Here is a 15,862-nt window from a genome sequence, read left to right as displayed (position 1 = left end):
ATGATACGAATTCAATTAGCCAAGGCTCTCAGATCGCTTGCTTTTCTAAATACGGAGAAAAAAAAGCGGGCAGCGGAATTGATCATTGCCAACAAGGAACTTGTATTTCAAAACGACGAGAAAGAAAAAAGGGCGGCGGAATTGGTCATTGCCAACAAGAAACTGGTTGTACAAAACGAGGAAAAGGAACAAAAAGCCGCAGAATTGATCATTGCCAATAATGAACTTGCTTTTCAAAACGTTGAGAAAGAAAAAAGGGCGGCGGAATTGGTCATTGCCAACAAGAAACTGGTTGTGCAAAACGAGGAAAAGGAACAAAAAGCCGCAGAATTGATCATTGCCAACAAGGAACTTGCCTTTCAAAATGAAGAGAAGGAAAAAAGGGCAGCGGAGTTGGTCATTGCCAACAAGGAACTTGCCTTTCAAAGCGATTTAAAAGAAAAGCGGGCAACCGAATTAATTATTGCCAACAAGGAGCTTGCTTTTCAAAACGAAGAAAAGGAAAAAAGGGCAGCGGAGTTGGTCATTGCCAACAGGGAACTTGCCTTTCAAAGTGATTTAAAAGAAAAGCGGGCAACCGAATTAATTATTGCCAATAAAGAATTAGAATCATTTACCTACATATCCAGCCACGATCTGCAGGAGCCATTGCGAAAAATACAAATCTTCTCAGCCCGCCTAATAGACGATGAATCACAAAACTTATCCGAAAAAGGAAAAAGCTACGTTTTGGGAATGAGTGATGCATCCAATCGCATGCAATCCTTGATTCGAGATTTGCTTGGATACTCCCGAACAACTACTTCAGAGGGGAAATATGTTATCACCAATATCAACACCGTAATAGAATTGGTAAAAAAAGATTTTACGGAAACCATAGCTGAAAAAAACGCCACCATCAAAGTAGTTGGGGTGTGCGATGTGCAAGTCATTCCCTTTCAGTTTCACCAACTAATACAAAACATTATTGGCAACGCCCTTAAATTTTCAAAACCCGATTTATCGCCCATCATAATGGTAAAGAGCGAAATTGTAAAGAACACTGACGTAATTAGCGATAAACAATTATCTGCCCAAGAATATTGTCACATCACAATAACAGACAACGGCATAGGGTTTGAACCCCAATTCAAAGACCACATTTTTGAATTATTTAAACGCCTTCACGACAAAGACAAAATACCAGGGACAGGTATCGGGTTGGCAATCGTAAAAAAAATTGTAGAAAATCACAATGGTTTTATTACAGCAACCAGCGAAATTAATAAAGGAGCTAGCTTTGATATTTATATTCCTTCGACCCTACCATTGTAAAGGTCTGTGACTTTGACTAGGTAATGGGACTTTATTCTTCCATAGCTTGTAAAGTTTCCAAAATCCTTAATTCATACTTTGCACTAATATTCACATTACCGCCTAAGCTTAAGCACAAAGATTTTTTGGGCTTAAAAATGGATATTCACCTTTGGATCGGGCCAGAGTTTTGCAAATAAAACTTCAAGTTCGGCAAAAGTATTTCTTACAACATTTTACAGTTCTTTTACCAATAAATTTCTGGACGTGATTATATTTATTTCTTTCGAATAGGGAGTTTGAATATGGCATTGAGGGAATCGGATTGCCTCTCGGTAGTTACGACCGGAGAAACACATCTAAGGGGGTTGTTTAAACATGCACATTTTTCTGGATCTTTCTAATAAGTTTCATCGTCGGGAGCACAGGTAATACCAAAAACAATAAAAGCAAAATGGCTAGTTGTAATCAAGCTTTGGTATCCACAACTCTGTTTATGGATAATGCCTGATTGGGTAACCAAAATAATATAAATAGCTCATCTTCAGTTACTACGTATATAGCAAAACATAAAATAAATGTGCCAAACACCTAATTCAGGTCCGGCATTTCTCACGTGAACCACTAATTGGAAGATAACGAAAAGATGGAATACAGCGGATATTTTTGTATTTCATCGATGAAACAAATACCAAAACCAATATTTATTACCTTAGGAGGAGATAATCCCGCTTTTGGTTGTAGTACTCCCCCCTCTTCTGCATACCATCGAAAATTTATTGGATTAATGGGATAGCTTACATAAAGGCAATCTGGAATCATCCAGTATTCTTCGAAAGAATTAAAAGAATTGGAAATAAAATTTTTAACTTAAATACAATCATGGAAAACAAACAAAACCTTCAGGTTATTGAGAATCTTTACAACGCTTTCGCAACGGGAGATATGCCTACGGTACTCGGGTCTATGCATCCCGATATTGAATGGAACGAAGCAGAAAGTAATTCGCTTGCAGATGGCAATCCTTATATTGGTCCAAATGCAATATTGGAAGGTGTATTTGCACGTCTTGGAGCCAACCACGAGTACTTTGGGTTGAAGGATATTAAAATCCACGGCATGAATGGCAACAATGTCTTGGCCACCCTACGCTATGATGCTAAAGTAAATGCAACAGGAAAGGCCTATAATGCACAGGCTGCACATCTATGGACGCTAAATAATGAAGGAAAAATTACTGCCTTTCAGCAATATGTTGATACCAAGAAGTTGGCAGACGCTGAAAAGTAATTTTAATTGTATCAGAGGTTAGGTGATTAAAAAATAGCTACGCTAAAAAACGTGGCAAGCGAAAACCCGCCCGTACCGAAACCAGCCCGACAAATCATTTCCGTCCGTACAGGCAAGGGCGGACTGGCAGGAGACACGTTCGGGCGGGCAAAAAGATTTCTCCATGTAAGTGGCGGAAAGCAAAGGCTTATTGACTTATTATTTATTAAATATATAGTGACATTCCTATATCCGTAGGTTAGCCAGTTAACCAATAAATGCAAAAATATGCGTAGAACTTTAATCATTCTGATTTTTATGTTAGTGCTTGGATGTGCCGAGAAATACGAAAAATTGAATACTAATTTTAAGTCTTTTGGATTCGGTGAAATTCCTGATTCCAGCTTTTGGAATCAGCCTAAAGTAAAATTTGACACGTCCAATTATATTATTCAGCCTAAACATTTACAAAAATATTACGATCACCCTGGAGAATTAGGTTACATAGCAGAAGGTAAGGATTATGGTTTTGAATCGCTTTCTATATTCATGGCGATGACCTTGCCAAAAGGCGGCCCACCATTGCATACTCATGACATTGATGAACTGCATGTAGTTTATGATGGGACTGTTGAGTATATTATTAATAAAAAACAATTTACAGCAAAGGGGCCATACATTGTAAAGATTCCGGCTGGTGCCGTCCATGCATTCGTAAATCGGGGGGGAACTCCGATAAATGTATTGGGTATATTGTCCGAAAATATTGCTAGCTATAAAGAGTTTGGACCAAATCCAATGTTGGAAAATTAGGTTATAAATTAAATGAAACTGTGGCTAACAACAGTTATAAATGAATGGGGTTTTAATGGTCAGGAAACTTTGGTGGTACTTGGAATGTCAGCCACAAATCATGAATTTAAATTATGGCGTGGCTATGAGCCACAGGAGAGGTAAGTACTTTCTAACCCCCACTCATCATAGCCAAGCGTTGTGAGCATGCAAAAATAATGGGAAAAAGTTTAATAATATTGATTTTGACAACTACTTGGCTTTGTTCCTGTGGGCAAAGAGGTAAGCCCACAACCGCCAAGGTTTCTATTGATTCGGAGATTGTGGACCCAACAAAAAATGAAAACGGCCAACTATCTCAAATCCATGATTTAAGCAAATATATCTACACAGATACTGTGTATACGTTTTCGACCGGAAAAGGGATAACCATACAGAACAGCTATCCAAAGGGCGGTATGATTGAACCTGATGGAACACAATATATAGATTCTTCGGAAAAAAGGTATGGATTTGTGGTGTTTTGGACTCGGATAATCAATGAAACCACCACACCATTAGAGCTTAATATTAATTTTCCCGCGGATACATTTGCAATTTTCACTCCGCCTGGCTCCTACTTGAAGTTATTTTTACCAACGGATACCTTGACATATGATAAACTATCATCGTTCAACTATGGCCTAACTGGACTAAAATCCTATTTAGATGCTAATTTTAATAAAGCGACCATGTTGCAAAAAACGATTAACCCAAATGAAGAGCATATTTTCTATATAGCTGCGCTCTCCCATAATGCAGGGGGAACTGCAAGAGCTGCACTTATCTTGAAAGAACAAGACCTTTATTACAAATTTAGCATAGCACCTAATGATTCCGGAACAATTCCCTGTGGAAAGATTGTTTTTAAAAACGAAACTGGTAATTAACGGGGTTTAATTTTTTCTTATCGTCAAAAATAATATTATATGTCAAAAAAACAGATTAAACGTATTCTTAGAATAGTATTCATTATTGCTAGTATAAGCTCTTTGTATTTTGTACCATGGATTTTGGTAAAGGCATGGATATTACCATTGCCCGAAACAGTTCAAGAACAAGTAAATGAAGCCATTGACCATGGATTTGATGGCATGATCGTTTACGTGGACCAAGCTGGAAAGCCACCGGAGTTTTATGCCGCCGGCTGGCATGACCGAATAAACAAAATACCTGCCAACCCCCACGCCTTATTCAAGATTGCCAGTATTACCAAGCTTTACGTGGCTGTAGCTACCGCAAAACTGGTCAAGGCCAAACGTTTGTCCTTGGATAAAACGCTCGCGGATTACTTTCCGGAACTTGTGGGGAGAATTGAAAATGCAGAAAGAATCACCTTGAGAATGATGGTGCAGCACCGGAGTGGCATTCCCAATTTTGTAGACCATCCCGATTTTTGGAAAAATCCGCCCAAAACCAAACAAGAAACACTGGATTACGCTCTGGATTTACCGGCAGACTTTGAACCAGGGGAAGATTATGGCTATTCAAATACCAATTATATGCTGATTTCCGATCTTATTGATAAAGAGTTAGATTATAGCCATCAACAATATATCAAGGAGGAAATTCTGATTCCCTTAGGACTGAAAAATACTTTCGGTTCGTTAAATGAAGTGAATATAGATGATGTTATGAGTGGATATTATGTTGGCTATGAGGAGGATCTTAAGACAGAAAACACAGGCTTAATGCTGGCTACTGCAGAGGATGTGGGTATATTCTTGAGGGCCCTTAACAATGGCTCCGTGTTTAATGAAGGTGAACAGGAAATCTATTCCTCCATTTACGTGTACGAGCATACAGGCCTGCTTGTAGGTTATCAGAGTATTGCAAAATACCATAAAGACCTGGACACGGTGGTTATTCAATTTAATAATACCACAAATTTTGATGGATATGACTGGAATTTAGCTGAAATCATTTATAGTAGAATTGTAAAAATAGTGAGCCGTAATATAAGCTCATAACGAGGTGTAAAACATTTCTATGATTGACTTTCCAAGAGGCTAATATGTTGTTGCGAAGTCAGTTGAAAAAAACCACTATGCGTGGGGAAAATCAAATACCAGTTGACATATAGTTTGTAAAATGTTGCTATAGCCGTACGTAGTGTCCAACCAATAAAAATAATGCGATATGACAATAGAAGAACTATTTCAAGAAAAATCCATAAAAGCCAAGGCTAAGGCAAAAGAATTGTGTCAATGGCTGGTAAATGGAGAATTACCGCCGGATAAACTTTTGAACTTCGCAGAAAATCAATCCCCGATCAATAAAGCAACTTGCATTGAGTCTGTTGAGTGCGCTACAAAGAAAACAACGGACATAGCTGATGAACCTCTCCTAGAATGCATGACCAATGCTTTGATAAATGATGAACCAAGAGTGAAATGGGAAAGTGCGAAAATAATAGGGAACATTGCAAAGAAATCTCCAAATAGTTTACACAAGCCAACCAAAAACTTGCTTATTAATACGAATAACAAGGGGGCCGTGGTACGGTGGGCAACAGCATATGCATTTGGGAAATATTGAAACTGAAAACAGAAATCAACAAAGAATTAATACCCGAAATGGAGAAACTAAGTGATAGGGAAACAGATAACGGTGTTAACAATAAATACTTGGATGCATTAAAAAAAGTGAAGAAATAAAAAGGGTGCACACAACAAAACATACAAGCAATATCACCCTAGGGGACGCTACCGAATATAGCCAAATCGTTATGGTGCCTTAAAAAACTAAAAGAATGAAAAGAACACTTGAAGAACAGCGAATTGAATTTTCCAATCAAAAATTTCTCGCTACACCAATAGCTGGGTTGATTGTTTGGGCTCTTATTGGAATTATGGGGATTTTTTTCTCGGATTTCTTATCTGTTTGGGCCATATTTATTGGAACAGGAAGCATTGTATACCTAGGTTTATTTCTCTCAAAATTTACGGGTGAAAATTTCCTGGATAAAAGTAAACCGAAAAATGAATTCGATTCACTTTTCCTTTTTACCGCTGCACAAGCCATTTTAGTATATTCAATTGCCATACCCTTTTTTTTAGTCGACTATTCTTCCCTTCCAATGACAGTAGGAATTTTGACTGGATTAATGTGGTTGCCATTTTCCTGGATTATAAAACATTGGGTAGGCATTTTTCATGCCATGATAAGAACAATATCAATTGTAGCTCTTTGGTACCTTTTACCAGAATATAGATTTATAGCAATACCGTTTACCATTGTGTTGATCTACATATTGACCTTATTGATTCTTAAAACAAGAAAAAGAAATAATAACGACACTGCAACATCAACTCCCATAGATGGGGGCTAGAGTTCTATTGGGAAAGTAAATAAGTCCCACTAAATGTGCAAAGGAAGGCTAATGCCAATTGACTTTTGGTTTATTAAATAAATAGTAACTTGTTGCTATATCCAGACGTTGTTCAACATTTTAACGGACCTAAAAATTAATAAATAATATGAAAACCAGTTTCGATCACAGGCAGCTGTATAAGTTCGCCATCTTCATCATTGGGCTCCAGATTGTGGTTTCCTTGGTTCAAATAATTGTTGAATCCCTTGCGGGATTTCGGTTCTACCTATTTAGCCCGTATTTCGAGCCATGGTTTATTTTAATGAGTGTTATTACCATAGTGGTTCACCTGATATTGATTTGGTATTTCCGGATTAAAAAATATACAATTGCATTAATAGCCCTTGTGGCAACTTTTGTAGCCACCTTAGCCTATACTCTGTGGGTGTATACGGCCCTATCCGATCGGGAATTGTGGGAATTTATCCCGAAGGCTTTTATAATGCTGCTATCTGTTGGGGCAATCTATTCCGTTAGCCTTTTTACCTCTGGGACTAGACATAAACGTTGGCTATTTTGGGTAGGGATTATAGGGTTCTCGTTGGAGCTTAGCCTGATCGCACTTATGTTTTGGTCCATGAACACCACAAGCGAAACTATTCCCCTTACCATTCAAAAAATTACTCTATGGTTTTTAGTAGCATTAAGCCTGATTCTTACTTTTTATATACTGAATTTCAAAGAGGAATTGGACTTGATCAAAAACAAGGACAATTCTAAGCCTTCTAAATTGTTAACGGGTATAAGAAATACGCTTGGAATAATTTCTACCATTGGAATAATTGTGGTATTGAACAGTGGTTTTTCTGAATACTCTTGGGAAAAAGGAAAAGTGGCGAGATCCAAACTATTAGCAGGTAATTTTGAAGCTAGAATGTATGTGAACAATCAAAATGACACCCTTAGGTACCGCTTGTTGTTGCCCAAAGATTACGATAGCAGCAAAAAATACCCTTTAGTGGTCAATTTGCACGACGGGGGTGGTGTAGGAAAGGACAATTTGATTCACTTGCAGGCAACCAGCACCGCACAACTCTTGGCGACCGACGAGAATCGTGAAAAATATCCTTCCTTTATATTCATGCCCCAAAGTCCTTCAAACGCAGGTTTCGGAGGTGTTTTAAATGAACCGGATATTTCAAACCTTGTTTTCGAAGCTATGGACTATCTTGAACAGGAATACAACATTGATGACAAAAGACGCTATGTTATAGGCATGTCACTTGGGGGTTATGGTAGTTGGCATTTCATTGGCGTAAAACCAGAAAAATTTGCTGCCGCTGTTCCTATTTGTGGAGGAGGCACCCCCGCCTTGGCCTCAAAAATGACCAATATTCCCATCTGGGCATTTCATGGCGCATATGACAAAGCGGTACCGGTGGAATTGACAAGGGAGATGATCAATGCCATAAGGGCAGCTGGAGGTAGTCCAAAGTATACGGAATTTTCCGCAGGGCATCTTATATGGAACCAAGTTAAAAACACCCCCGAATTCTTGGACTGGATTTTTTCCCAAAAAAAGGAGTGATCTATTAAAAACGTTTTTACAATATGATCTAAACGCAATGACGGCTATAGTACCATTAGGAAATTGTTGATGCCTAGTTTGTGCCCAGCGGAAAGCAAACGTCAATTGGCTTATCGTTTTTTAAAATAGGATTATGGTAACCATTGGCCATATTCGTATATTGTTTATTATGGAACAATAAGAAAGATTATCATGAAACTTTCACCAAAAGTAGACGGCATTTATTCCCAACTCAATCCCAGTACCAAGCTTGGTGATCTAAGGAAAATTGCAGAAAAAATTAAGAAAGATCACCATTTGGCCTTGGATCTCTGGTCTACTGGGGAATACTTACCTCGTCAATTGGCTATTCTAATAATGGATAAAAAGCTCCTTACACCAGAAGTTGTTTACAAGCTGGGTATGGATATCCAATGTCATAATTTTGAAGAAAGAAACCAATTAGCAGACTGGTTGATGGCCAATCAGCTTTCAAAGGATAAAAAAACAATTGCCTTAATGGAATCTTGGGAACATAGTTCTTCCAAAATGCAAAGAAGATTATTCTGGTATTATCAGGCTCGCTTGAGGTGGATGGGAAATACCAAACATTCAAATTCAGAAGACCTGTTGGCTTCGATAGAAAAAAATCTATTAAAAGAAGAACCAGAAGTCCAATGGGCCATGAATTACACGGCTGGGCAAATAGGAAAGTGGCAGGAAGAGTATCGATCGAGATGTATTGCCATTGGAGTAAAAACTGGGCTCTATAAAGATGAAATGGTTGGCAAAAATTGCACACCTAGTTATTTGCCCCAATTTATTTCAATTGAAGTTGCCAAATTGAAAAAACAATGATTTCATTTTTTGGCCAAAAGATAAATGAAATAACCACACACCACAAAAGTTAAACAACAAATAGACGCAGATTCGCCAAACCATTAACGATCATTGGAGGACAACACCAAAGCAAAAGTAATTATCACAAGAAAATATGAAGCATAAGGGCAATGAAACCGACACAATAATTCTCAAATCAGGAGAAGGGAGAACTTACAATTGCGGCACAATGACAGCAATATTTAAAGCAGATGAAAATGAAACTGCCAATAAATACAGTATTTCGGAATGGTGGCTTGAGCCAAACTCAGACGGACCCGGTGCACACCAACACGAAGAGAATGACGAGGTTTTTTACGGTATCGAAGGAACTACATCTATACTTGTTGGTGATAGCTGGATTGATTTGGCAAAAGGAGCATTTTTAAGAATACCGGCAAAAACCATTCATGACTTTGTTAACCGGACAAATGAAAAATCTGGAGTTCTTAACTTTTTTATTCCGGGTGGCTTTGAAAGAAATATGCCCTCTATTGTAAAGTGGTTTGAAGAAAACAAATAATCTCGAGCTTAGTGCACAAACCCCAACACAAATCAGCTCAATGAATTTCTTAAGCTAAAGATGTAAATCTTATGAATTAAAATTATAGTAAATTTAACCGATATTCAGATTAAAAATCCCAACAAGTGATTAAAAGTGAATTTGAAAAATTACTTAAAAAGTATGATGAAAAAATTGTAATTAACAAAATTATTGATGGAAAATACAATACTTCAAATAATTTCAGTACTACACTTCATCGTCATATTTTTTATCAAATAGTTTGGATCGAGAAGGGCTCAGGAAATCATATTATAGAAGGAGAAAATTACGATTATTCCGATGGGACCATTTTTCTTTTGGCTCCTTTTTATTTACACAAAATAACCTACCACAATGACGTACAAGGCTATGTTGTAAGTTTTTGCGACAGTTTATTGGACAGGTTTCAAAACAAATCCACACTTCTTTTTCATAACGTTGATCAATCATATATCAAAGTTCCAGCTGATGAAATCAAACTCTTAAATAATGAATTCAACTTGTTAAGCCACTATTCCGAGGCTAGTCAAACTACTTCTGCTAGTATTGTAAAGAATTATCTACACATTATTCTAACTAAAATAAATGTATTTAAAAGCTTGAAGGAAAAAGATAGTGTCCTATCCCATGCTAGTAATGCCAAAATACTGGAGCAATTTGTACAACTTGTTAGAATGCATTTCACAGAAGAAAAACAATTGAATTTTTATACTTCCCAATTGTCAATTTCGCAAAAAAAACTTAATCTTGTCCTTCGAAATAGTACCGGTCTAACACCAGCTAAATTTCTGGAAACCTACATACTAAATGAAGCTGCTAGAATACTACGCTATAGCGACCTAAGTGTTAAACAAATTGTAGCAGAGCTTGGTTATTCCGATAGTTCATATTTTATAAAAGCTTTCAAGAAGCAGTTTAAAAAAACACCTCTGGAATATAGAAAGTCGGCCGAGTTGGACTTGAATACCACATAATACCATAATCTTCCTGAATAGTCTTATTTATTCCCATACTGAAAACTGAAATTTGTAAAAATTACAAATATTAAATTTTCTAGTATGAACAAATCGATCTTTTACATATTAATCTGTGTGTTGTTGTGGGCATTAATTCCAGTAGTTTCCAAAATAGGACAAAATGGGTTGGATAACCATCAATTTCTATTTTGGTCCAGTCTGTCATCATTATTATTTTTTTTAGGCATAGGGATTTATAAAAAAAGGATTGGCCATTTATACAAGATTTCCATGAATAAATGGCTCATGTCCATATTTTTGGGATTTTTGGGGACCTATTTATATTATGTACTACTCTATTTGGGGTACGCAAATGCACCAGGAATGGAAGTCCTTATTGTTCAATATTCTTGGCCTATTTTAGTTGCTCTTTTATCTCTCATTATTTTAAAAGAAAAACTTACGTTCCCTAAAGCGGTTTCTATACTTTTAGGGTTTTTAGGCGTGTTTATAGTGCTGACGAAAGGAGATTTTCAACAACTGAAATTTGAAAATTTAACAATAGATCTACTAGTATTCTTTGGGGCGTTTGTTTTTGCCTTATTTTCTGTTTTAAGCAAAAAAATTGAAATGGACGATATTAGTCTATTGACTATATATTTTTTGACTTCCAGCATTATTTCATTCATATCCATGAACCTATTTTCTTCGTTTAAAATACCTGAAATAGATACCATACTTCCAATTATAATCAATGGATTTTTAGTGAATGGACTTTCATATATATTTTGGATCAAAGCACTCAAAATGGCAGAAGCTTCATTTATAGCGCCATTTGTTTTCTTAACACCTGTTTTGTCGTCCATATTTTTAATCCTCTTTTTTAATGAACCGTTTTATACTGCTTACCTTATTGGAATGTCTTGTGTTATTATTGGAGGGTTACTAAATGCTAGAAAAGAAAAGAAGAATATCGTGCCCATCAAATCATTCTAGTGTTATGAACTCGCCCTACATTTTATTTGGGCGGGCATCCGCGTGGTCAAAAAAAACCGTTACGCCTGGTGGAAAACAAACCCTGGTGGGTTTATAGTTTGACAAAAATTTGGTAACTTGTTAGTATATCCGAAAGTTACGTTGCTACTTCGAAAAGAACATCAAGGGAAGGAGTCGAGTTTTTAATTTTGTTGAATATAAACTCTTGGAATAATGAATTTACTGAAGGCAATCGGAAAACAGATGCAGTACCCGAGAGGGATATTCGGCAAGATTTTGTTTGCTTGGATGACTAGAAAGACTATTGCACATGCACGCTGGACGGTGGACCTCATGGATATTCAGACAGATGATGATATCATCGAAATAGGTTTCGGAAACGGTGCCAACATTAAATTGCTCTTACAACGAGCAGTCAGTGGGTCCGTTACAGGAGTCGAAATTTCAGATACCGCAATCGAAATGGCATCTAAGAAAAATGCCAAATCAATCTCCGAGGGAAGGGTGAAACTACATAAGGCCGCAGGCAACGCGCTGCCCTTTGAAGACGGTGTATTCGACAAGGCATGTACAGTTGCCACGGCATACGTAATTGAAGATCCGGGCGCTGTATTCAGAGAAATGTTTCGTGTTCTAAAACCCTACGGAGCTGTAGCAGTAACTTTTCCTGTCAGGGAAAATTTTATAAGATTTAAACCTGTTGCAACGGAAGGCTTTTATCTCCATAAGCTATCAGATCTCGAAAAGGCCTTCCGCGACGCCGGTTTTGTTAATTGTAGAACTGAAGATAATAATCAGGTTAAATTTGGTGCTCATTGTATGCTTGGAATGAAACCGACTATTATCAGCTAAAAAGCACGACCGATGGAAGACATCAATCAGATCCCTTTTAATTTCGATCCGGGAATCGGTTTAATTGTAGGCATCATGGTCGGCTTCCTGGTTTTTGCAGTATCCCTGGATTTGACCTGGGAAAAGCTTCGAAGAGTCCTCAAAAAGCCAAAGGCCCCCACAATCGGAATTGTTGCTCAATTTGGGATCCTGCCTGCGATTGCCTTCCTGACCGGTCTGTATCTAACCCATTCACCCAGTATCGCGCTCGGACTATTGTTAGTCACTTGTTGCCCGGGTGGAGCGCTATCCAACTATCTCACCGGGGTTGCAAAAGGGGATGTGGCAACTTCTATAAGTATGACTACAATTTCCACACTTTTCAGTGTCGTTCTTACACCGCTGTTGTTCGCTTTTTGGGCATCTTTGAACCCTTCCACGCATGTAATTCTGCAGAATATCAGTATGGATCCGAAGAGGGTGATTATGACATTGATGATCATGTTAATTATCCCCGTTACTGCCGGTATGCTCCTACGCGCAAAGCGACCCATTACGGCCGATCGAATACGTAGTGCGGTCCGTTTAATAGCAGGAATCGTATTTGCCGTGATCGTTGCAATGATCATTGGGAGCAACTTTAAATCCCTTGCTCTTTTAGCTCAAACTGCACTATTTCCTGTTCTTTTCACATTTTTGGTGGCAGTATGCTTAGGTTGGGGAATTGGATGGCTGGCTGGACTTATGGCAGCGGAGCGGAGAGCAGTGGCAATTGAGGTTGCATTCCAAAACGTTGCTCTCGCCATTGGGCTTGGTGTTACATTTTTCCCTTCTCTCGGAGGCATAGTAGCCGTCTCCATATTATGGGGCATAGTGCATTTAACATTAGGATTTGGCCTAGCTATGGCATGGAATCATATCAAAATTGAATAATGGCAGATCTAAAGGAGAAAGTGGACCGCATAACATTTTGTATAAGCAAAAGCGGGTTGGGTGGTACCACAAAGGTTGTTACAACAAATAAATTTATGTGGTGGCAAGCATCAAGCGACATTAAAATAGATGCCTAAATCATATAAAATGGAACCATTAAAATAACTTATACTGCATTTACAGTTTTGGTCTTGGCCTCTTGCAATAACAATAAAAGAAGATATGAGCGAACAAAAGGAAATTGTAGAGAAATATATGGACGGATTTCGTGCGACCAACCACAAAAAAATATTGTCGTGCCTAACTGACAACGTAGTATGGGAAATGCCCGGTTTTTATCTTCATAAGGGCATAGCTGCATTTGACAAAGAAATTGAAAACCCAAATGCCGACGGACATCCTGACATAAGTGTAACCCGACTTATAGAAGAAGGGAATATCGTAGTTGCTGAAGGAACAGTAAAGGCAAAAATGAAAAACGGAAGTGAACTAGATGCCGTCTTTTGTGATGTATTTCATTTCACAAACGGTAAGATAAACAAGCTGACTTCGTATTTAATGTTCAACAAACAACCATAACCGAAAACTTAAACATAAAAAGTCCGCCGTTGCACAGTATAAGCTTTGGCTTGGTTATTCCCCAGTTGGAAAGGTTGGTGCCAAGACACGCCACAGCTCATATATATAAAAGTTAGCGGTAATTTTGAGAATAAAAGATCAATACATCTTAAAATGAACTAAAATGAATAGGTTTATAATTATTCTTTTCTGTTATTTCTTGTGTCCCTCCATAGCGGAAGCCCACCCGGGAGTTGGTATTGTAATGGACGGTAACGGCAATGTATTCTACACTGACCTGACCCATGTTTGGAAAATATCCCCGGACGGTGAGCGGTCCATAGCAGTAAGAAATGTCCATACGCATGAGCTTTATCTTGATGTTAACGGTGATCTTTACGGAGAGCACGAATGGTATGAAGGGGAAGCCACTGACAAGTGGGGCAATTATGTTTGGTGTTTGAGCAAGGATGGTGTACTAGAAAAATCAATTCCTGATGTTGAAGGGTTTCTCGACAACGATACATTGGTCAGGGATATGGAAGGTAATTCCTATTGGGAAAAAAAGTCGGGGGATTATCAAATTCTGATGAGGGAGACCAGTAATGGTCAGAATTCAAAATTCACAAAACATCATTTTAAAGATATTCGCTGGACGCACTTTTCAAAAAATGATAAAAATCTGTATGTGGTGGATAAGCTGGAAATAAAAAAAGTATCGCCATCTGGAAACGTAACCCTTATTGCCGATGATCTAAAGGAAACCAAACCGCCTTTTGAAGGTGTAGCAGACCGTCATTACATATTTGGGATCTGGACAGATAAGGATATAAATGTGTATGTAGCTGTCTATGGAGCAAGTAAGATTAAGAAGATAGATGCTGATGGTAAGATCACAACGGTATTCGAATCAGAATCGGGTTGGTCGCCCTGTGGGGGATTGATAGCCCCGGATGGCACTCAATGGATAATGGAGTTTTCCGAAAATAATAAAACAAGAGTAGTTAAAATAGACGCATTTGGAGCAAGAAAAATCTATGGAGATTAACAAAACGGTGTTGAGATGTAGATTAGCCAATCCCATATCTTCATTGTAAAAAGACAGTAACAAACCAGGGACGATACTTAAAAACAGACCTTTATGAGAAAAATAATATCCTTTATGCACATATCGCTGGACGGTTTTGTAGCAGGACCTAAAGGGGAAATGGACTGGATCAAAATTAACGAAGAAATTTTTGATCATGTAGGGAAGCGCATAAGCAAGGGCGACACGGCATTATATGGACGGGTAACCTATCAGATGATGGAAAATTACTGGCCAACCGCAGCGGACAAGCCCAAGGCTACCAAGCACGACATAGAACATTCCAAGTGGTATGCCAAAGTCCACAAAGTTGTTTTATCCAAAACAATGATAGGGGCAAATTTGCCCAATACACAAATTATTGGCGACAAGCTGTCGGACAGTATAAAGGAATTAAAACAATCCGGCCAAGGCGGAGGTGAGGACATCTTGCTATTTGGGAGCCCAACGGCAACACATTCACTTATACAACAGAACTTAATAGACGGCTACTGGCTATTTGTCAACCCTATTATTCTTGGACAGGGCATTCCGCTGTTCAAGGGTATCATGGACAAAACAAAACTAAAATTACTGACCACCCACCAATTTAATTGCGGAGTAACAGAACTGAATTATGTAGTGGACAGACCCTAACAAGTACCTAAAGTGAAATATCTGGCCAATTCCTTTGGGCGTTCCCTTCCAGGTCGGGCGGGCCTAACAATTCAAAAGCCTCATCCCTCTAAATCTAAAAAGCTTATAAATTCCTTTAAACCCCGTCCTTCTTATTACGCACCCATTTGGAATGAACCATGCCCTCAAA

At 38.1% G+C, this 15,862-nt stretch carries 18 protein-coding genes; all 18 read left to right on the top strand.

Features of this window, described 5'->3' with window-relative positions; all coding sequences use genetic code 11:
• Entirely contained in the window at nt 1–1,314 is a 1,314-nt protein-coding gene (locus tag CWD91_RS15055) for a sensor histidine kinase (protein ID WP_103441797.1), read from the top strand.
• A gap of 861 nt (nt 1,315–2,175) precedes the next feature.
• The gene (locus CWD91_RS15045) at nt 2,176–2,583 is read left to right on the top strand and encodes a nuclear transport factor 2 family protein (protein ID WP_103441795.1); all 408 of its coding nucleotides are present in this window, start codon (nt 2,176–2,178) and stop codon (nt 2,581–2,583) included.
• Nucleotides 2,584–2,850: 267 nt separating this feature from the next.
• Nucleotides 2,851–3,375, top strand: coding sequence for a cupin domain-containing protein (locus CWD91_RS15040; RefSeq protein ID WP_103441794.1), 525 nt, complete (start codon nt 2,851–2,853; stop codon nt 3,373–3,375).
• 197 nt (nt 3,376–3,572) lie between these two features.
• Nucleotides 3,573–4,283: a hypothetical protein gene (locus tag CWD91_RS15035; RefSeq protein WP_103441793.1), complete on the top strand. Its 711-nt coding sequence runs from the start codon at nt 3,573–3,575 to the stop codon at nt 4,281–4,283.
• Between the two features lie 39 nt (nt 4,284–4,322).
• Nucleotides 4,323–5,363 (top strand): serine hydrolase domain-containing protein, encoded by a 1,041-nt coding sequence (locus tag CWD91_RS15030; protein ID WP_103441792.1) that lies wholly within the window; start codon nt 4,323–4,325, stop codon nt 5,361–5,363.
• Between the two features lie 169 nt (nt 5,364–5,532).
• The gene (locus tag CWD91_RS15025) at nt 5,533–5,931 is read left to right on the top strand and encodes a HEAT repeat domain-containing protein (RefSeq protein ID WP_239985808.1); all 399 of its coding nucleotides are present in this window, start codon (nt 5,533–5,535) and stop codon (nt 5,929–5,931) included.
• Between the two features lie 214 nt (nt 5,932–6,145).
• The gene (locus tag CWD91_RS15020) at nt 6,146–6,724 is read left to right on the top strand and encodes a DUF7010 family protein (RefSeq protein ID WP_103441791.1); all 579 of its coding nucleotides are present in this window, start codon (nt 6,146–6,148) and stop codon (nt 6,722–6,724) included.
• A 148-nt stretch (nt 6,725–6,872) separates the two neighbouring features.
• Nucleotides 6,873–8,294, top strand: a complete 1,422-nt coding sequence (locus tag CWD91_RS15015; protein ID WP_103441790.1) for a carboxylesterase family protein — start codon at nt 6,873–6,875, stop codon at nt 8,292–8,294.
• 192 nt (nt 8,295–8,486) lie between these two features.
• Nucleotides 8,487–9,131, top strand: a complete 645-nt coding sequence (locus tag CWD91_RS15010; protein WP_103441789.1) for a DNA alkylation repair protein — start codon at nt 8,487–8,489, stop codon at nt 9,129–9,131.
• A gap of 136 nt (nt 9,132–9,267) precedes the next feature.
• Nucleotides 9,268–9,675 (top strand): cupin domain-containing protein, encoded by a 408-nt coding sequence (locus CWD91_RS15005; RefSeq protein ID WP_103441788.1) that lies wholly within the window; start codon nt 9,268–9,270, stop codon nt 9,673–9,675.
• 125 nt (nt 9,676–9,800) lie between these two features.
• Nucleotides 9,801–10,670: an AraC family transcriptional regulator gene (locus CWD91_RS15000; protein WP_103441787.1), complete on the top strand. Its 870-nt coding sequence runs from the start codon at nt 9,801–9,803 to the stop codon at nt 10,668–10,670.
• Nucleotides 10,671–10,754: 84 nt separating this feature from the next.
• The gene (locus CWD91_RS14995) at nt 10,755–11,648 is read left to right on the top strand and encodes a DMT family transporter (RefSeq protein WP_103441786.1); all 894 of its coding nucleotides are present in this window, start codon (nt 10,755–10,757) and stop codon (nt 11,646–11,648) included.
• A 213-nt stretch (nt 11,649–11,861) separates the two neighbouring features.
• Complete coding sequence (locus CWD91_RS14990; RefSeq protein ID WP_103441785.1) at nt 11,862–12,500, top strand: class I SAM-dependent methyltransferase; 639 nt, start codon at nt 11,862–11,864, stop codon at nt 12,498–12,500.
• Nucleotides 12,501–12,512: 12 nt separating this feature from the next.
• Nucleotides 12,513–13,412, top strand: coding sequence for a bile acid:sodium symporter family protein (locus CWD91_RS14985; RefSeq protein ID WP_103441784.1), 900 nt, complete (start codon nt 12,513–12,515; stop codon nt 13,410–13,412).
• Nucleotides 13,412–13,549, top strand: coding sequence for a hypothetical protein (locus CWD91_RS22820; protein WP_192877681.1), 138 nt, complete (start codon nt 13,412–13,414; stop codon nt 13,547–13,549). The genes CWD91_RS14985 and CWD91_RS22820 overlap by 1 nt, the downstream gene beginning before the upstream one ends.
• 85 nt (nt 13,550–13,634) lie before the next feature.
• Entirely contained in the window at nt 13,635–13,991 is a 357-nt protein-coding gene (locus CWD91_RS14980) for a nuclear transport factor 2 family protein (RefSeq protein WP_103441783.1), read from the top strand.
• A gap of 163 nt (nt 13,992–14,154) precedes the next feature.
• Nucleotides 14,155–15,018, top strand: a complete 864-nt coding sequence (locus CWD91_RS14975) for an NHL repeat-containing protein (RefSeq protein ID WP_103441782.1) — start codon at nt 14,155–14,157, stop codon at nt 15,016–15,018.
• Between the two features lie 93 nt (nt 15,019–15,111).
• Nucleotides 15,112–15,693: a dihydrofolate reductase family protein gene (locus CWD91_RS14970; protein ID WP_103441781.1), complete on the top strand. Its 582-nt coding sequence runs from the start codon at nt 15,112–15,114 to the stop codon at nt 15,691–15,693.
• Nucleotides 15,694–15,862 lie beyond the last annotated feature (169 nt).

It is taken from the genome of Arenibacter hampyeongensis, assembly GCF_002909255.1.
In the GTDB taxonomy this organism is placed as follows: Bacteria; Bacteroidota; Bacteroidia; order Flavobacteriales; family Flavobacteriaceae; genus Arenibacter; species Arenibacter hampyeongensis.
Note: the sequence above shows the minus strand (reverse complement) of the source record. Positions and strands in the feature narration are given on the sequence as shown.